This window comes from Sphingorhabdus sp. Alg231-15, from assembly GCF_900149705.1.
GTDB lineage: Bacteria > Pseudomonadota > Alphaproteobacteria > Sphingomonadales > Sphingomonadaceae > Parasphingorhabdus.
Window position 1 is genome coordinate 360,722 of record NZ_LT703001.1, and the last position, 19,429, is coordinate 380,150.

Here is a 19,429-nt window from a genome sequence, read left to right on the forward strand (position 1 = left end):
CCGAAATAGCTGCATTTAGTTGCGACCGACCAATTGGTTTTTCAGCGTCGTCAACGCATCGTCATTTTTCTCGACACCGACATCGGCTCTCATCGCATTGATGAATTGCTCGGTATACTCATTACCGAAAACCTGTTTGAACTGCCCTCTGGTGGCCGCCAGCAAGTCTTCGCGCTCGGATGCGTCGCCGGGATCGATGTTGTTCAGATTGACCACGAACCAGCCCTGATTCTGTGGTGCTTTCAACGTCTTTGCCGTGCCTTCAGCCATGCTGAACATCAAGGTCAACGGTGGTGGAACCTGTCCCTGTTGGCTCTGTCTGGCAAGGTCCGCGCGGGAACTTCTAACCGATTCAACAGCCGGTAGCCTAACTCCTGCATCAGCAACGGCCTTCGACAGCGTTGCGCCGCCCGAAATCTGTTCGGCAATCTTGTCAGCCGCAACCTTGGCCTTTTTCGAGCCTTCTTCGAGGATATAATCTCTTGCCACAATCTGCTCGATAGACTTGAGCGGTGGTGGTGCTGCGGCGGTAATTTTGCTCACATCCATGATTGCATATTGCTGACCGGGAATGATCTCAACAACCTGCGGGTCGGAATCTTCTTCCAACGAAAAGGCCACAGGCAATATCCGCTGCATCTCAGGGATCGGGCGGTAGTTGGGATCGTCAGGATTCTGACCGTTGGCAAGTAGCATCGGCGTTGACTCAATCTTCAATTCCTCGGCCTGAGCAATGTCAGCAAGCGAAGATCCAGCAGCAAACTCGTCTTCCATTGTGACTGTAAGTTCCGCCAGCGCCTGGTCGATTTTCTCGCGACTAAGCTCCGCTACAATCTGCGCACGCACTTGCTCCAGGCTTTGTGCTGCGACGTTTTGAACTTCATTCACCTTGGCGATATGCCAACCGAGCGCGCTTTGCGCGGGCTGGGAAACGCCGCCAGACGCCGCCGTAAAGACAGCGTCAGCGACTGCTTGCGATGCCGTTCCAGCCAGTGCACCTTTGCTCACCGACCCGACTTCTGCCACTGACAGGCCAACCGAATCCGCGGCGGCGCCGATGGACATTCCGTCAGCAACCTTGTCGGCAAGCGCTTGGGCTGCCGCTTCGGTCGGCAAAATGACCTGATCAATATTGCGGGTCTCGCTGGCCGCATATCTGGCTTTATCTAGGTTATATTGGCCCTCGATTTCTTTCTCTGTAGGCTTGATGGTCTCGTTAAAACGATCCTTGGAGAACAGGGAATAGCTGATGGAGCGGCGCTCAGGAATAGTGTAGCGAGAGCCGTTCTGACTGTAATATGCAGCCAGCGCGGCATCGGCAGGTTTCACATTTTCGACAAAGGCCGCCGAAGGCACAATCGCGATCTGGCCCTGGCGCGCCTCAAGCAGCAGAGACGCATAAGGCGTCACCAGTTTTTGCGGTACCGATGCCCCAAAGCCGGAAACCGTCAGCAATTGATCGGCGAGCAAATTGCGGGTGAAATCATCGCGCAACTGTTGCTCCTTAATGCCTTGCTGTTGCAAGGCACGGCGGAAATTCTCTTCGCTGAACTGACCATCAGCGCCTTGAAAAGAAGGGATACTGGCAATCTCGCCGTCAACCAACCGCTTGCCTGCAGTCATACCGTATTTCCTACCGAAGTCAGCAATCACAAAACTGTTGATCAACCGATCCAATATGCTGTCAAAACCGCCGCCTTCAACATAGGTTTTGAGATCAAGCCCGGTATTTTGACGTTGTTCGGCACGAAAGGCGTTGTTGACCGACTGACTGAGTTCAGATGTCGATAATTTGGACTCACCAATTTGCGCTGCCGTTCCCGATCCGGTCACACCACCAAAGGCACCTGACCCGGTCACGTCCGCCGATGCGAACGCAATTGCGATCAGCGCGACAAAGCACATGGTCAGGAACAGACCGATTTTGGAGGCAAAGATATTGCGGAAAAATGTAATCATGAGAATATTGCAATTCTGTTAGGGCAAATGGATTTTCCGATGCTTTAGGCGGCTTGCGATTTTCGTTCAAGCAAAAGGGCGCAGGACACGAGTTAAAAGCCTTTTTTGCGAAAGCCGTTTGGCAGGGGAGGTGGAATTTGTTAGCTGGTCAGCTGCATCAACAACGGGGTGGAGAGAATATGGCAAATCGCAAATATATTGTCGGCAACTGGAAAATGAATGGTCTGCAATCCGAACTATCGGATATTGCAGATATAGCAGCGATTGCGAGTTCTCATCCAACCGTTGATGCGGCGATTTGTCCGCCTGTAACCTTGATTGCTGCCGCTTCATCGCAGAATGCTGCTTTCGCAATCGGTGCTCAAGATTGCCATTTCAGCGAAAATGGCGCGCATACCGGCTGTATATCGGCCGCGATGATCAAGGAAGCTGGAGCTGGTTTCTCAATTTTGGGTCATAGCGAACGCCGTGCGGACCAGCATGAAACGGATGCTGATGTGAAAGCCAAAGCGGAGGCGGTGCATGCTGCCGGATTGGGCGCCATCATTTGCGTTGGTGAAACAGAAGAAGAGCGCGACGCTGGCCAGGCGATCGAGATAGTTTGCGGACAATTGGCGGGCTCTTTTCCCAGCGGGGCGGATGCGGGCTGGCTTACTATTGCCTATGAACCTGTTTGGGCAATCGGCACCGGTCGGGTGCCGGAGGTGTCCGACGTTGCAGAAATGCATGCTGCGATCCGCAGCAAATTAGCTGAGCTTATGAATGGCGGTAGCGAGCAGGTTCGCATTCTTTATGGTGGCTCGATGAATGGGGGTAATGCATCTGAACTGTTGGCCGTACCGAATGTGGACGGCGGGCTGGTTGGCGGCGCGAGCCTTTCCGCGGAGAAGTTCGGACCGATAATCGAGGCCGCCGCCGCAGCATAGCGGCAGCAGCCTGAGGTGGTTTTTCAGGCGGTGGCAGACTTGATAGGAAAATAAGTTCAAGGGGTACCGTATCCATCTGGGCTTAATCTCAGGATTCCTCAGATAGGCCTCTTTCCTACATCATCCGAGTCGAGTATCGAAGCGGCTATCCGTTGTGATGGGCCATTGTGATGCGGGAATTTGACGAATCTAAAACTCGAAAATGCAGAATAAACTATATAAAACAAATAGATATTGTGCGTTAATCAGGGTGAGAATTGTGTGAACTTTGAAACATAATCCATGGCGAAACAAATGAGCGAGTAGGGCTGTGACTTGTGTGAACTTTGGAATAAAGCGCGGCAATGGCTGGATCTGCCTTTCCAGCCGGTTTGGTGCCGGTATCAGGGGGGAAGGGATTATGTTTCACCGCTTGAATTCGCGCCATCCAATCGCTATGTGCGCTGCCTATTGTTAAACCATTACGTTCGGACCTAGTTATGTTTCTGTTTCTTACCGTTGTTCAGGCGATTGTCGCAGCCGCCCTTGTTGGCGTTATATTGATGCAGCGGTCGGAAGGCGGTGGTCTTGGTGTTGGCGGCAGTCCATCTGGCATGATGTCAGCGCGCGGCGCGGCGGACTTGCTGACTCGGACGACGACCGTATTGGCTGTCTTGTTTGTTGCGCTATCTATTTCTCTGGCCTTTTTGGCGGCCTCTGAAGGACAGCCCTCAACGATTGATCAGACGTTAGAGCGTGATACCAGCATTCCTGTAGCGCCTGCTGCCCCCGCTGATGCTGTCCCTTTGGTGGGCGATGATCCGCTGGCAGCGGCTGCGGCGCAGGCTGAGGCAACCGACGAAGACGCTTCGGCTGCTACAGATGGTGCCGTTCCGCTCGATCAATAGCAGATTTTGCCGGCGGTGATGCGCAATCACGCGTAAAATTTGGTACCGTTTGAAAATAAATTTCGCTTTTTCGGATTCGCACGCTTGCCATTTCGGCTCGACACGCCTTAAGCCTTTCCTCCCATGGCGCGATATATTTTTATTACCGGCGGTGTGGTTTCCTCACTTGGCAAAGGTCTCATGGCAGCGAGCCTCGGCGCGCTTCTGCAAGCACGTGGATATTCGGTGCGGATCCGTAAACTGGATCCCTATCTGAACGTCGATCCGGGCACGATGTCGCCTTACCAGCATGGTGAAGTTTATGTGACGGATGATGGTGCCGAAACCGACCTGGATCTGGGGCATTATGAGCGGTTTACCGGTGTTCCGTCGCTGCAATCCGACAATGTGACTTCTGGACGAATCTATCAGTCGATAATTACCAAGGAACGCCGCGGTGACTATTTGGGGGCTACGGTTCAAGTGATACCGCACGTCACCGACGCGATTCAGGAATTTGCGCAGGACAAGCTCGATGGTATCGATTTCGTGCTCTGCGAAATAGGTGGTACCGTCGGCGATATTGAAAGCCTGCCGTTTATCGAAGCTATCAGACAGCTGCGCAACACAGTTGGCCGGGCCAATGCGATCTCGGTTCATGTAACGCTGGTGCCCTATATCGCGGCTGCGGGCGAGCTTAAGACAAAGCCGACCCAGCACAGCGTTCGGGAATTGACCTCATTGGGCATTCAGCCCGATATATTGCTTTGCCGCTGCGAACATGATTTGCCGGATAGTGAACGCGCCAAAATTGCTCAATTCTGTAACGTTCGTAAAGAAGCTGTGATCCCGGCATTGGATGCCAGCAGCATCTACAATGTACCGATGCAATATCACGAAGAAGGTCTGGACCGCGAAGTTCTGAACGCTTTCGGAATTATCAACGCGCCCGAGCCGGACCTTACCCGCTGGAACGACGTGATGGAGCGCATCGAGAATCCTGAAGGCGAGGTTATTGTTGGTGTCGTCGGCAAATATGTTGGGCTTCAAGATGCTTACAAATCGCTCCAAGAGGCGCTTTTTCATGGTGGTCTTGCGAACCGGGTGAAAGTCCAGGTGCGTTGGCTGGATGCAGAGCTATTTGAAGATGAAAACGATCTTGCAGCCAATCTGGAGCCTCTGCACGCCATTTTGGTTCCAGGCGGTTTTGGTGAGCGCGGCAGTGAAGGTAAAATCGGATCTGTGCGATTCGCCCGTGAGCATGATGTCCCGTTTTTTGGTATTTGTCTGGGTATGCAGATGGCTTGCGTGGAAGCAGCCCGCAATCTCGCCGGTATCGATGCGGCCTCGACAACCGAATTTGGTGAAACGGCAGAACCGATTGTCGGGCTGATCACCGAGTGGATGACCGAAGAAGGTCTGCAAAAACGCGAGTCGGGCGGTGATTTAGGCGGAACCATGCGGCTCGGGGCCTATGACGCGCGGTTGCAGCAGGGCTCCAAAGTCAGCGAAATCTATGGCTCCGACATGATTAGCGAACGGCATCGCCATCGCTATGAGGTCAACAAGGGCTATGTAGAGCGCCTGGAAAAAACCGGGCTAATATTCTCTGGAATGTCGCCGGATGGGGAACTTCCGGAAATTGTCGAGCGTCCCGACCACAGCTGGTTTGTAGGTGTCCAATATCATCCGGAACTGAAGAGCAAACCCTTTGATCCGCACCCACTTTTCGCTTCTTTTATCGCTGCTGCGGTAAAACAAAGCCGACTTGTCTAATTTATCCAATCCTTTTTACAGCAAGTGACTATTGTCACATCCAAGCAATAAGAACTGGTTATCAGGTTTTTTACTTATTGTAGAGGACAGGGTTGGAGCAGAAACATTGAGGGCCGAAGAACTTGCGGGCATATTGGCGGAACATAGTTTGTTCGCTGATTGTGACGAGGCAGAACTGGCAGATTTGATATTGCGCGGGCATTTCGTGCAATATGACAAAGGGGATGAATTGATCATGCAGGGTGATCCTGGAGATTCATTACTGATATTATTATCGGGCAATGCGCGGACCAGTATGATCGCCAGCAATGGTTATGAAATTGTCCTGGATTATGCTGAGCCAGGCCAGGTTTTGGGTGAGATTGCTTTGCTTGATGGTGGTGAAAGAACCGCCAGTGTAACAGCGATTGAACCGACCACAGCCTTGACGATTACACGCGCTGCTTTTGAAGAAATTTTGAAAAAGCACAAAAATATGGCATTACGGCTACTTAAGGTAATGGCAAACCGCATTCGGACAGCCAATACCATGATAGAGGGAGACCGAGCCTATACATCAGGGCCTCGGCTAGCGCGCTATTTATTAAGACTATCAGTCGTCGGCGCAGAAGAGGGGCGCCTAAAACTGGATTTGAGTCAAAGCGAACTTGGCAACTTTGCCGGGATGTCGCGGGAACATATTAATCGGCAACTTTCAACCTGGTCAGAAGATGGCATTGTTTCGGTTGAAAGCGGGAAAGTGCGGATATTGAATCACGCGACACTTTCCAACATTGCCAATGCGGATTCTTGATCGAAGTTGGCCATTTGCGACCCGGGCTAATTTCGTCAAGAGTGACACCACGCGGGTGTCAGGGGTAGTCGGATCCTCATCCGGCTGCCCCATTTTTTTGTTTGCTGAACACAAGTAGAAAAGGCAGCCAACGTTAATCGGCTGCCTTCTATGGAAGTTCAGACTAGGGCTTAAGCAGCCTTGTCACTCGATTTTTCAGGATTGTGATCAATTTTGGTGACATTGTCGCCAGTGTTGATCGCGATTTTCTGTGGTTTCATGGCGTCTGGAATTTCGCGAACCAGATCAATGATCAACAGGCCATCGCTTAACACCGCATTGTCGACACGAACGAAATCGGCGAGTTCAAAGCGGCGTTCGAAGTTGCGGTTAGCAATGCCCATATGGAGAAACTGCTTACCTTCATTTTCGTCGCTGCCCTTATTCCCAGCTACAAGCAAAAGATTCTGCTGCGCGGTGATTTCAATCTCGTCATCTTTGAAACCTGCAACGGCAAGCGTGATCCGATAATGGTCATCGCCGCTGCGTTCGATATTAAATGGGGGGTAGTTTTCCGATTGCTGTGCGCGAGCATTATTCTCAAGCAAATCAAAAAGCCGGTCAAAACCAACGGTTGAGCGGCGATAGGGGGTAAAATCAAAACGATTCATATTTTTATCCTCTTATGAGCAATTAAAATTGTGGACCCAAATTGGCGTCCGGTTTTGTTGTACGAAATCCAAAACGGCATTTCGTATTACTAAGATATTGCAGGAATTTCTGATTTCAAGGGATGCATATGGTCAAAGAGGCTGCAAACAAAAACGCCCGGAGCCATTTCTGACTCCGGGCGAAAATGGTGACGATAATATCGTCCCCCTGTTTTCCTGTCTTATTCAACGCCGTTTGTCCCCCAACATTCGACGGAACCAGAAAGGATCCCTGAACCATGACCATTATGCGGTAATTGATTCTGTAACTATCTGTGATCGGGATGGCCGCTATTGTCATGCAAATTTTCACAAATGTGCAATATTGGTTCAGCTTTGTGTCATAATAGCAACAGCATTTTAGCCAGCATCACTCTTGCCTGCGCCGCCTCGCGACCGTAAAGCCACAATAGTTTTTTCAGGAAGATCATACTTTTATGCTCCTATCCCGTTATGAATGGGTCATCGCAAAACGCTATCTTTTACCCGGCAAGGGTGAGGGGTTTATTTTTCTGGTGGCAAGCATCAGTTTGGTTGCGGTCATGCTGGGCGTTGCCGCGCTGATCGTTGTCATGAGTGTGATGAACGGTTTTCGCGCTGAATTATTCGACAAAATTGTCGGGCTGAATGGTCATGCGGTGATTCAAGGTTATGGCGGACGTCTCCCGGACTGGAGGGATTTGCTTGACGATGTGCGAGAAACTGAAGGTGTTGTGTCGGCATCTCCACTCATAGAGCAACCTTTGTTGACGACCTTCAACGGGCGCGTAGAGGCGATATTGGTGCGCGGGATGCTCGTTCCTGATATCCTGAAAAATGATACGCTGGATGGCAAAACGGTCGCTGGAGATCTGGCTCGTTTGGAGCCGGAAGCAGGACGTGTTGGAATCGGGAGTCGATTGGCAACCGCTTTGGGCGCGCAAGTGGGAAGCCGAATCACGGTGATCAATCCGCAAGGACGAACAACGCCCTTTGGCACCGTACCACGAGAGATATCCTATGAGGTTGCCGCGATATTTGAGGTGGGTGTCTATGACTATGACAAAGCCTTTGTCATAATGCCGATGAAAGATGCGCAAACGTTGATGTTGCTGGGTGATCAGATTGGCATGATCGAGATCAAAACGAACGATGCTGACAATGTCGCAGAAATTATCGCGCCGCTTTATCCCAAAGTGGCGGATCGTGCGGTGATTACTGACTGGAAGGCCATGAATGCGTCGCTGTTTGAAACGCTTCAGGTGGAACGCGTGGTGATGTTCGTGATCCTGTCGATCATTATATTGGTTGCGGTGTTCAACATATTGTCATCGCTGATTATGTTGGTACGCGCGAAAACCAGAGATATTGCAATTTTGCGAACGATGGGAGCATCACGCGCATCTCTTACGAGAATATTTGTTACCGTCGGAACATCGATCGGTACACTTGGTATCGCTGCTGGGATTATACTGGGGTTGATCGCCATATATTTCCGACAAAATGTAATCAATTTTGTGCAAATGATCACCGGTCAAAATCTCTGGGATCCCTCCATTCGGTTTTTGACAGAGTTACCAGCGAGAACTGACCCAGTAGAGGTCTTCGGCATAGCGATGCTGGCCCTTTTATTCAGTTTCCTGGCGACGCTGTATCCGGCCTATAAGGCCGCTAGTACCGACCCTGTACAGGTTCTTCGCTATGAGTGATCAAGGGAGCAAGGTTGTTGAACTGCGGGATGTTCGGCGCAGTTTCACACAAGGTGATACGCATATCGATGTGCTGAAGGGCGTTGATCTTGATATTAGGTCAAACGAAATCGTGGCGCTGCTCGGGCCATCCGGTTCGGGCAAGTCGACGCTATTGCAGGCCGTAGGGCTACTGGAAGGCGGGTTTGAGGGATCCATTAAACTTGATGGTGAAGAAACTGCACGAATGTCAGCGAGCGGACATACGCGTATTCGACGTGAATTGCTGGGTTTCGTCTATCAGTTTCATCATTTGTTGCCTGATTTTTCAGCCGAAGAAAATGTGGTCATGCCGCAGTTGATTGCTGGTACTTCGCAAAAAAACGCAGAGGAAAGAGCAGAATCATTGCTCCGCAGCTTGGGACTCGGGGAACGCCTGGATCATAAGCCGAGCAAGCTTTCAGGCGGCGAGCAACAGCGAGTTGCCGTAGCAAGAGCATTGGCAAATGCGCCCAAACTGGTTTTGGCTGATGAGCCGACTGGTAATCTTGATGAAACCACAGCCGATATAGTGTTAGCTGAACTTATGGCACTTGTGCGCGAGGAAGGAAGTGCGGCGTTGATCGCGACGCATAATGAACGCCTTGCAGCAAAAATGGACCGTGTGGTCAGACTCCATGATGGAGTTTTAAGCTAGTCTTTTCAAAATGAAGCGAGATAGGCTTTGACATTTAGCGAGTGACTAACAATTTGTTGTACATAATCGGGGAATAAAATTGCAAAGAACGGGGCGAATCTATGCAAATCACAGAATTTGAAGTTAAGCAGGCAGACGGTTCGATGTCGGACCTGTCCGCATATAAGGGCAAAGTCCTTCTGATCGTAAACACAGCATCGAAATGCGGCTTCACACCGCAATATGAAGGGCTGGAGAAGCTACATAAGGAATATGCAGATAAAGGTCTGGAAATATTGGCCTTTCCTTGCAATCAGTTTGGAAATCAAGAACCTGGTGATGCCGAGGAAATTAGAAATTTCTGCACGCTGAATTATGATGTCAGTTTTCCTTTGATGGGAAAAATTGACGTCAACGGTAGGGACGCAGACCCATTGTGGGATTATCTGAAGTCAGAAAAATCCGGACTGTTAGGTTCTCGAATCAAATGGAACTTCACCAAATTCCTGGTTGACCGCGAAGGCAATGTGGTGGGACGGCATGGACCTGCTGTCAAACCGGAACAGCTGAAGAGCGAAATAGAAGCGTTGCTCTGACAGGAAGACCAACAAATTGTGGAAAACTGGTCGATAGGTAGCATTACAACGAACTGGTCATGGCCAAAACTTGTGGCTCACGTTAGGGTTTAACTATGCCACAGATTCCCTTTGTCCACCTGCGCGCCTTTTCCGCCTACACCATATTGGATGGCGCGATGGAACCGAAGGCCATTGGTGCTGTTGCCAAGGAGCGCGGCTTTCCTGCGGTTGCATTGACGGATCGGATTGGTCTGTTTGCATCTATGGCATTTGATGACGGTTGCCGCGCAAATGGGGTTCAACCGATAACGGGCTGTTTCTTGAGGGTTGCACGACCGGGCAGCGCAGGCTCTGACAAACCTGTTCTGGATTGGATTGCCCTATATGCTCAGGATGAAACGGGATATGAAAATCTCTGTCGCCTGGTTTCGGCATCACATCTGGATCGACCGGCAGAACAGGATGCCCATATCCCGTTCGAGATGCTTGCCGACCATAATGCCGGTTTGCTCGCATTAACTGGCGGTGGAGAAGGAGGCGTAACCCGATTGCTGGCAGAAGAGCAGCAATCGGAGGCCGAGGCCTACCTGTCATCGCTTCAGCAATATTTCGAAGGTCGCCTCTATATTGAGCTTTCCCGCCGGGATGACCCGGTTGAGATGGCCGCCGAGGCCGGTTTGATCGCGTTGGCGATGGATCGCGACATTCCGTTGGTTGCCACCAATCCAAGTTGTTTTGCCGAGCCCGGTTTTCATGAAGCGCATGATGCGATGAAATGCATCGCGGGGTCCGCTTATGTGGAGAATGACGATCGTGATAAGCCATCACCGCACCTATGGATAAAAAGCGCGCTGGTTATGGAGGATCTTTTCTCCGACCTGCCTGAAGCACTTGAAAACACTTTGGTGGTTGCCAAGCGCTGCGCTTATTCTCCGCCGCGCCGGGATCCCATTTTGCCCAGCCTGGCTGGTGATCTAGCAGGCGAGGCGGAACAGTTGCGCGGAGACGCCACCGCTGGATTGGAAGAGCGACTTGCACATGTCGGCGAACTCGACGCCAAGCAGCGTCAAGAATATTTTAATCGGCTTGATTTTGAAATCGACGTGATCGTGAATATGGGTTTTCCGGGCTACTTCTTGATCGTCGCAGATTTTATTAAATGGGCCAAGGATCACGATATACCCGTGGGGCCTGGTCGTGGTTCAGGTGCGGGTTCTGTTGTTGCCTGGGCACTCACCATTACCGATCTTGATCCGATCAAGCTGGGTCTGTTGTTTGAGCGTTTCCTGAATCCGGAACGCGTTTCCATGCCTGACTTCGATATTGATTTCTGCGAAACCCGTCGCGGTGAAGTGATCCGCTATGTTCAGGAAAAATATGGTACGGGGCAAGTCGCTCAAATTATTACATTCGGTAAACTGAAAGCACGCGCGGTGCTCAGAGATGTCGGTCGAGTATTGCAGATGCCTTATGGTCAAGTGGATCGGCTGACCAAATTGGTACCGAACCATCCCACTGACCCATGGGATTTGAAGCGTGCGCTTAATGGCATTTCTGAATTGGCACAGGACTACAAACAGGGGGATGTGAAGCGTCTGTTTGACCTGGCGATGAAGCTGGAAGGGCTACCTCGCCACAGTTCAACCCATGCTGCCGGTGTTGTTATCGGCGATCGTCCTCTCGATCAGCTTGTTCCTCTCTATCGTGATCCGCGCTCTGATTTGCCGGTGACGCAGTTCGACATGAAATTTGTTGAACAGGCCGGCCTGGTGAAGTTTGACTTTCTCGGGCTCAAGACGCTTTCAGTTTTGAAGAAGGCGGTTGAATTGCTCGCTGAACGCAATATCGAAGTCGATCTTTCGGCTCTTGCATGGGATGATCCCAAGGTATTCGAGTTGCTTCAACGCGGTGATACGGTTGGGGTGTTTCAGCTGGAATCCGAAGGCATGAGGCGTACTCTGGCAGCCGTGAAGCCGACGAATTTCGGCGATATTATCGCACTTGTTTCACTCTATCGCCCAGGGCCGATGGATAATATTCCGCTATTTGGTGATCGGAAAAATGGCCGCGCGGATATCGCTTATCCGCATCCGTTGCTCGAAGATATCCTGAAGGAAACATACGGGATTATCGTCTATCAGGAACAGGTGATGCAGGCTGCTCAGGTTATAGCAGGCTATTCTCTTGGCGAAGCTGATATGCTGCGGCGCGCCATGGGTAAGAAGATCCAGGCTGAGATGGACGCACAGCGCAGTATCTTTGTCGAAGGTGCCGCCAAAAATGATGTCGGACCGGAACAAGCCAATGAGCTATTCGATCTGATCGATAAATTTGCCGGCTATGGTTTCAACAAAAGCCACGCGGCGGCTTATGCGTTGCTGGCCTATCAAACGGCTTGGCTCAAGGCCCATTATCCCCATGAATTTTATGCAGCATCGATGTGCTTTGATATGCACCAGAGCGACAAGCTCAGCATTTTTGTGGATGATATGAAACGGCTTGGCGTGACCATATTGCCGCCCTCTATCAACAAAAGCCGACCCTCTTTTGCTGTTGAAGAGCAGGATGGGGCGCTCCTTGCTGTACGTTACGCCCTTGCCGGCCTTAAAAATGTTGGCGAGAAGGCGATGCAGGCACTGGTCGATGAGCGTGCCGAGAGTGGTGCGTTTCAGTCAATGGATGACTTTGCCAATCGCATTGATCCGACAGGTATGAATAAGCGCCAGATTGAAAGCCTTGCCGCCGCTGGTGCCTTTGACGATATCGAGCCCAATCGCGCGGCGGTTTACGAGGGCGCGGAAATGTTAATGTCTGTTGCCAACAGTGCTGCCGAATCCCGCAATAGCGGGCAGGGCGGTCTGTTCGGTGAAGGGGGTGCCGACGATATGCAGGCGATCCGCCTGCCAGCCAATAGCGACTGGAATTTGAGCGAGATCATGGTCCATGAGCGCGATGCGTTCGGTTTCTATTTCGCTTCCCATCCCGTGACTCAGTTTCAGGCGGTCACTTCTTCGCATGGTGCAATGACATATGCGGCCTTGTGTGAGGAGGGCCCGATTGCCGAAGGGCAGCGCAAACCTGCGGTTATGGCGGCATTGGTCGAAGGCGTGCGTTGGCGGGAAAGCAAGCGCGGCAAGCGTTTCGTGCTTGTCGATCTTTCGGACAGCAGCGGTCAGTTTTCCGGTAGCTGTTTTGAAGAAGAGCAATGTGAGCTGCTCGCTGATATGGCCAAGGAAGGCAGTTGTGCATTACTGAATGTCGAGCTTGACCAGCGATCGGATGATGAAAGTCCCCGTGTCGTTATTCGCCGTGCACAGGCCATGGACGGTCTGGAAAAGACTACGAGAACCCGTTTGGAGCTGGATGTGCATGATTTGCAGGGACTTCAGGAACTCAAGAATCTCGTTGCACCACTTTCCGGCGGCAAGAGCGAATTGATCGCTCGTTTGCCAAGCTTCGAAGGTGAGAGCGCCGATATCTGTCTCGGCCGCTCCTTTCAGCTTGATGCTCAATTTGCGGAAACGCTTAGCCATGTGGCGGGCCTGTCGAATATCCGGTTGGGGCCGGCCACTGGATCACGACCAGTCCGCCATCGCAAACCCAATTTAAGGCTTGTAAGCTGAGCCGTTTGCGTCAAAAAACAAATCTATAAAAACGGAGAGACAAATGGCTGGAGCTATGCAGGGCAGTGCGCTCAAAATCACCAATCTGATTGATCATGCGGCACGTGAGCATGGCACGCGAGAGATCGTAAGCCATTGGGCAGATGGCACGCTAACCCGCAGTAACTGGGGTGAAATTGGCAGTGATGCGCGCAAGTTCTCACAAGTCCTAAAGCGTCTTGGTATGGAAAAAGGCGACCGGATCGCGACTATCGCGATGAACCATGCGCATCATTTGATCAGTTGGTACGGCTCGGCAGGAATTGGCGGCATATTACACACCGTCAATCCGAGGCTTTTTGAAGAGCAATTGGTCTATATCATCAACCATGCTGAAGACCGAGTACTGTTGTTCGACAAGATGTTCACGCCGATTATCGAAATGCTTAAACCGCAGTTAAAAACGGTGGAGCATTATATCCAGTTTGACGGAGAGAAAGGTGACTATCCGACCTTTCGTGAGCTTGTTGATGCTGAAGATGGTAATTTTGACTGGGTGGATGTCGATGAGAACGACCCCTGCGGCTTGTGCTACACGAGCGGAACAACTGGCAACCCCAAGGGTGTGCTTTACGAACATCGCTCCAATGTCTTGCATGCACTGACCGAAGTTCAGCCTGACATAATGGACTTAGCCACCCGCTCTGTGATGTTGCCGATCGTTCCGATGTTTCACGCCAATGCATGGGGATTGCCCTTTGCCTGTGCTGCGGTTGGCGCAAAAATGGTCTTTTCTGCCAGTAATGAGGCTCCCGTTCTGTGGAAGTTGATTCGCGAGGAAGGGGTCACGCATAGTGCAGGCGTGCCGACTGTCTGGCTTTCCATGTTTGCCGATATGGACGCCAACGGTGGCGATTACGGCAAGCTGCGAGTGATCACAATCGGTGGATCGGCATGTCCGCGCTCGATGATCGAACGATTGATGAAAAACGGCATGCGAGTTGCTCATGCCTGGGGCATGACAGAGACATCACCGATTGGCACTGCCGGATCGCTGCCGGCCAATTGGGATGATCTTGGTTTTGACGAGCAAGTTGATGTGATTTGTAAGCAGGGGCGCCCTCCCTTCGGTGTGGAATTGCGCGTTGTAGATGATGAGGGCAACGTCCTGCCGCGCGATGGTGAGTCTAGTGGAACGCTGGAAATCCGAGGGCCCTGGATCGTTCAACGCTATTACCGCGCTGATGAGGATGCGGTCGAGGATGATCTGTGGTTTGATACCGGCGATGTGGCTGTGCTTCATCCCGATGGCACTATGCAGATTACCGATCGGGCAAAGGATGTCATCAAGTCAGGTGGTGAATGGATCAGTTCGATCGAGCTTGAAAATGCGGCTGTCGGCTGTCCAGGTGTTGCTGAAGCAGCAGCCGTCGGCGTGTATCATCCGAAATGGGATGAGCGGCCACTGCTGTTGGTGGTCAAAAAACCGGACGCTGAGGTTACTCAGGAAGAGGTGGTTGCTTATCTCACCGACAAGGTCGCCAAATGGTGGCTGCCGGATGAAGTCAAATTCATCGATGAACTGCCACATACGGCAACCGGTAAGATCCTGAAACGGGCTCTGCGCGATGAATATAAGGATTATAAGTTGAAAAGCCTAACTGACGCCTGAGTGCAAAGCTTCAGATAGCTTGATCTGAAAACATGCTTTTGGCTTGTCGATCGTGTCATACTCATAACCTTGAACATGAAGATAGAGGGCTTCTAAAACAGCTCCATCTGACTGCCTCTGACGATGGGTCTTTGAAACAAATCTGTTCGCAATGAAAACTTGGCTTTGCCCAACCCGTTTTTGCGGACGGCAAGGGAGAGGCGATGATGCAATAATTCTGCCCACGGACCTTGGCCTTTCATCCGGCTATGGAAATTAGGATCATTTTTCTTGCCGCTACGGAGTGATTCGATGATGTGCATCACCTTGTTCTTACGGTCTGGAAAATGCGCCTCAAGCCATTGTTCAAACAGCGGCGCAACTTCGTGCGGCAAGCGCACCGGAATAACCGAAACTGATTGTGCATCATGATCAGCAGCGGCTGCGACTAAGGCCTCAAGCTCATGATCAGTGATTGCTGGAATGACCGGTGCGATGTTCACATGAACCGGAATCCCAAGCGCTCGTAAGTCTTTAACTGCCTGCAGTCTTTTTGCTGGTGATGGCGCGCGTGGTTCAAGCAGGCGCGCAATTTTGCGATCCAGCGTTGTAACTGAAATAGCCACAGCAGACAGGTTCAGAGCGGCGAGTTCTGCCAATATTTCGCGATCGTCGATCACCCTGTTTGATTTGGTTGTAATGCCTACCGGATGCCGGGTTTCAAGCATAACTTCCAATATCTGATGCGTGATATTGTAGCGCTTTTCAATCGGCTGATAGGGGTCCGTATTGGTCCCGATTGCAATAGCGGCGGGCCGATAGGTCGGTTTGGCGAGCGTGTCACGCAGCAACTGGGCGGCATTTGGTTTGGCAAAAAGCCGCGTTTCGAAATCCAGCCCGGGTGAGAGGTCGTGATAAGCATGGGTGGGACGCGCATAGCAATAGACACAACCATGTTCACAGCCGCGATAGGCGTTGATCGAACGATCAAAAGGAATATCTGGCGAAGTGTTGAAACTTAGAATTGATTTCGGGCTTTCAACGGTAACCTGTGTGCGCAGTTTTCCACTCGCATCCCCCAGTGCGTCGCGCTCGTCAAGCCAGTCGCCATCAGCGTCGCGGCTCGGCAAGTTGAACCGACGACTGTCATCATTGGTAACCGCTCCGCGTCCCTTTAGGGCCGGCGGGGTAAGGCGCTGCTTCTGTTCCATACTTATCATATAGCATGAGAACATATAAAGAACAAATATCTATTTTTCCTGTAACCGCGGCAATAGTTCGACAAAATTGCAAGGCCGGTGGCGGCTGTCCAACTGGGTGTCCAATATGCCATCCCATCCGTCCTTGACCGCACCATTGGAACCGGGGAGCGCAAAAATATATGTTCCGCGCGATACCACAGCACAAGCCCGCGATTGTACGGTGGACGTGCCGATCTTGTCATAGCTGAGCCAGCGGAACAATTCGCCAAAGCCAGGTATGTCCTTGTCTTTGACAGCATTGAGCGCCTCGGGCGTGATATCGCGTCCGGTCAGTCCAGTTCCGCCTGTGGTGATAATTACATCGACCGCTTGATCATCAATCCATTGATGGAGCTGGGCAATAATTTTCGCAGTTTCATCCCGGACCAGATGGCGGTCAACCAGATTATGCCCTTTATCAGCGATACGCTGCGCTAATATTTCACCGGATGTGTCCTCTTTCAGGCTGCGCGTGTCAGATACGGTCAGAATAGCGATATTAATGGGTTTAAACGTCCGGCTTTCGTCGATAGGCATGCGTTTCTCCGATGATTTTTCGGCTGCTTTATAACCCATATTATCCGACTTTTCTAAGCCATAAAGAATAGGGGGTTTTCGCCGCAGCTGTAACCGTCTAATCGCTTGTAATAATGTCGAACGTTCCGGATTTAACCGCTGTCATATTGGGCTTGATTCTCGCCGCATGGCTGGCTGCGGCCGCATGGGCTGTATGGACCGGCCTGGCGATGAAAAACCGCGCAGAAGCGACACTAAGGCAGTCGGGGCGATTGGGAAGACTGTTGGAAACGTCGCCGGCTTTACCCTTGCTGGTGCGTTCTGACGGGAAACTCGAAGCATCCCAACGCCTGATGCATTGGTTTGGATTTGATCATTTACCTGCACATATTTCAGAGTTGCACAGTCCCGGTGCTGGGATGAGCCGTGAAGATTTGGAAGGGCTGACGCAAGATGTTAATATTGCGCAGAAATCCGGCAGTAGCTTCACTCGCGCGATGAAGGTCGTGGGATCAGACAAGGCTCTGTTCATCAGGGGTGGACTGGCGGATCAGAAAATTGCTCCGAATGGTAGCGCATTGTTATGGATATTTGATGCCACCGATAGTGAAGGGCAAATCGAAGAGTTACGTGCAGAAAACGAAGAGGCTCGCACGGCTTTTGATGCGTTGTCGGCTCTCATTGAAGCTGCACCGGTCCCGATGTGGCACCGCTCAACGGACATGAAGCTGACGCTGGTAAACAGTGCCTATGTCAAAGCAGTGGATGCAGAGGATGGGGCGCAGGTTGTGGAAGAGGGGATCGAACTGATCGAGACGATCAACGGGATCAGCCCAACCGATGCAGCGTCACAAGCCAAACAGAAGGGGGAGCCCTATGAGCGTGTCGTCGCAACCACAATCGGGGGTGAGCGCCGGACGACCCAGGTAGTGGATGTTCCGCTCGGAAAATCGGGTATTGCCGGCTATGCGATCGACATCCAGGAATTGATCGATTCTCGCAAGGAACAGCGGCGCTTTAACGAATCGCAGCGAGATATGCTGGACAAGATTTCCGCTGCGGTGGTGCAATTTGACGCGGATAAATCGCTGCAATTCTGCAATATGCCGTTTCAACGGATATTCTCGATGCGGCAGCAGTGGATTGCAGAGCGGCCCGAGTTTCCGAGAGTGTTGGACCGGATGCGGGAAATGAATCGCGTCCCTGACATGCGGGATTTTCCAGAATGGCGTGAGGAACGGACCCAGTGGTTCAAGTCAACCGAATCAATCGAGGAAAACTGGCTCTTGGCCGATGGCACCCATTTGCGGGTCATTGCCAATCCGACGCCAGATGGCGGCCTATTGATGATTATCGAAGATCGCACTGAACAGGTCCAACTAGCGAGTGCAAGAGATACATTGCTGCGGGTTCGGACGGCGACATTCGACAATCTGTTTGAGTCAGTTGCTGTCTTTGCGGCGGATGGTAAGCTCAATATCTGGAATCACCAGTTTGCGAGCAACTGGAATCTGGCTGAAGAGGATCTGGGCAAGCATCCACGCGTTGACACGCTGATGCAGAAAATGGCGGTACAGTTGCAGCAGCCTGCACGGATTTCGGAGGTGCGATCAATGGTCCGCACCGCGACTTCGGAGCGAGAGCAACAAGGCGGCCAGATTTCCTTTGCCGACGGGCGGCGATTTGAATTTGCAGCAATTCCTCTGCCCGACGGGAATGCGCTTTTCACGATGCTTGATATATCGGACAGCCGTCGGATCGAACTGGCGTTGCGGGAACGCAATGAAGCGTTGGTGGAGGCGGACTCAATCAAAGCCACCTTCCTTTCAAACATGAGCTACGAATTCCGAACTCCACTGACTTCAATCGGAGGCTTTGCAGAACTGCTCGACAATGAAGTAGCAGGGCCATTGACCGAGCAGGGGCATGAATATGCCCGAGCCATATTACAATCTGTAAAACGGCTAGGTATGCAGATCGACAATGTTCTTGACCTCAGCCAGAGCGAGGCTGGAGCCTTGCCGATTGCAAAAGAGAAGGTGAATCTCAACAAGCTGGTCGAGGATGTCGCAGAGCAATTTGCAGATGATGCCAAGGCAAAGCAGATTGAAGTCGAGTTGCAGCTTGATGAGACGCTCGGTTCCGCTTTGGCCGATCAAAAGAGATTGGCACAGGCCGTTGCGCAGATTGTTGACAACAGTATTCGCTACACCCCAGAGGGCGGACGCATACTCATCAACGCCAGTGGCAATGTCAAACAAGCGGTGATCCATATCTCGGACAATGGTCCCGGAATGAGCGCCGGTCAGCAATCTAAGGCCTTTGATAGCTTTGCCCGTTCCCGAAAGACAGGTGGAGAAAATGTTGGTGGGCTCGGTTTGCCGCTTGCCCGGCAATTATTGCTGGCCCATGGCGGCGAGCTTACGCTGACTTCCGAGCCGGGTCAGGGAACACTGGTCACAATTCATCTTCCGCGCCAATGACTGAGC

Annotated in this window: 14 protein-coding genes; 10 read left to right on the forward strand and 4 right to left on the reverse strand. The window is 51.7% G+C overall.

What is annotated here, in order from left to right:
* Nucleotides 1–15: 15 nt before the first annotated feature.
* Complete coding sequence (locus tag DG177_RS01690) at nt 16–1,959, reverse strand: SurA N-terminal domain-containing protein (protein WP_108809899.1); 1,944 nt, start codon at nt 1,957–1,959, stop codon at nt 16–18.
* A gap of 179 nt (nt 1,960–2,138) precedes the next feature.
* On the opposite strand from DG177_RS01690, the gene tpiA reads away from it, so the two are divergent.
* The 4 genes from tpiA (at nt 2,139) to DG177_RS01710 (ending at nt 6,320) form a co-directional block, all read left to right on the forward strand.
* A complete protein-coding gene (gene tpiA, locus DG177_RS01695; protein WP_108809900.1) occupies nt 2,139–2,885 on the forward strand; it encodes a triose-phosphate isomerase in 747 nt (248 codons plus the stop codon).
* A gap of 479 nt (nt 2,886–3,364) precedes the next feature.
* Nucleotides 3,365–3,772, forward strand: a complete 408-nt coding sequence (gene secG, locus DG177_RS01700; protein ID WP_108809901.1) for a preprotein translocase subunit SecG — start codon at nt 3,365–3,367, stop codon at nt 3,770–3,772.
* 123 nt (nt 3,773–3,895) lie between these two features.
* A complete protein-coding gene (locus tag DG177_RS01705; RefSeq protein WP_108809902.1) occupies nt 3,896–5,527 on the forward strand; it encodes a CTP synthase in 1,632 nt (543 codons plus the stop codon).
* Between the two features lie 106 nt (nt 5,528–5,633).
* Nucleotides 5,634–6,320 (forward strand): cyclic nucleotide-binding domain-containing protein, encoded by a 687-nt coding sequence (locus tag DG177_RS01710; protein WP_108809903.1) that lies wholly within the window; start codon nt 5,634–5,636, stop codon nt 6,318–6,320.
* A 170-nt stretch (nt 6,321–6,490) separates the two neighbouring features.
* On the opposite strand, the gene DG177_RS01715 is transcribed toward DG177_RS01710, so the two are convergent.
* Entirely contained in the window at nt 6,491–6,970 is a 480-nt protein-coding gene (locus tag DG177_RS01715; protein WP_108809904.1) for an Hsp20 family protein, read from the reverse strand.
* Between the two features lie 476 nt (nt 6,971–7,446).
* Here DG177_RS01715 and DG177_RS01725 point away from each other — a divergent pair, with 476 nt between their 5' ends.
* From DG177_RS01725 to DG177_RS01745, 5 genes are all read left to right on the forward strand, one after another.
* The gene (locus tag DG177_RS01725; RefSeq protein ID WP_108809906.1) at nt 7,447–8,697 is read left to right on the forward strand and encodes a lipoprotein-releasing ABC transporter permease subunit; all 1,251 of its coding nucleotides are present in this window, start codon (nt 7,447–7,449) and stop codon (nt 8,695–8,697) included.
* Nucleotides 8,690–9,373, forward strand: coding sequence for an ATP-binding cassette domain-containing protein (locus DG177_RS01730; RefSeq protein ID WP_108809907.1), 684 nt, complete (start codon nt 8,690–8,692; stop codon nt 9,371–9,373). Before DG177_RS01725 ends, DG177_RS01730 begins: the two co-directional genes overlap by 8 nt.
* 101 nt (nt 9,374–9,474) lie before the next feature.
* Entirely contained in the window at nt 9,475–9,948 is a 474-nt protein-coding gene (locus tag DG177_RS01735) for a redoxin domain-containing protein (RefSeq protein ID WP_108809908.1), read from the forward strand.
* 95 nt (nt 9,949–10,043) lie between these two features.
* Nucleotides 10,044–13,553, forward strand: coding sequence for a DNA polymerase III subunit alpha (dnaE, locus tag DG177_RS01740; protein ID WP_108809909.1), 3,510 nt, complete (start codon nt 10,044–10,046; stop codon nt 13,551–13,553).
* 43 nt (nt 13,554–13,596) lie between these two features.
* On the forward strand, nt 13,597–15,204 hold the full coding sequence (locus tag DG177_RS01745; RefSeq protein WP_108809910.1) for a long-chain-fatty-acid--CoA ligase: 1,608 nt from the start codon (nt 13,597–13,599) through the stop codon (nt 15,202–15,204).
* A gap of 92 nt (nt 15,205–15,296) precedes the next feature.
* On the opposite strand, the gene DG177_RS01750 is transcribed toward DG177_RS01745, so the two are convergent.
* Nucleotides 15,297–16,394 (reverse strand): PA0069 family radical SAM protein, encoded by a 1,098-nt coding sequence (locus DG177_RS01750; protein WP_443216404.1) that lies wholly within the window; start codon nt 16,392–16,394, stop codon nt 15,297–15,299.
* A 39-nt stretch (nt 16,395–16,433) separates the two neighbouring features.
* Nucleotides 16,434–16,961 carry a molybdenum cofactor biosynthesis protein B gene (gene moaB / locus DG177_RS01755; protein ID WP_108812723.1) on the reverse strand — a complete coding sequence of 176 codons (528 nt, stop codon included), beginning with the start codon at nt 16,959–16,961 and terminating at the stop codon, nt 16,434–16,436.
* Nucleotides 16,962–17,074: 113 nt separating this feature from the next.
* On the opposite strand from moaB, the gene DG177_RS01760 reads away from it, so the two are divergent.
* A complete protein-coding gene (locus tag DG177_RS01760) occupies nt 17,075–19,423 on the forward strand; it encodes an ATP-binding protein (RefSeq protein WP_108809912.1) in 2,349 nt (782 codons plus the stop codon).
* Nucleotides 19,424–19,429 lie beyond the last annotated feature (6 nt).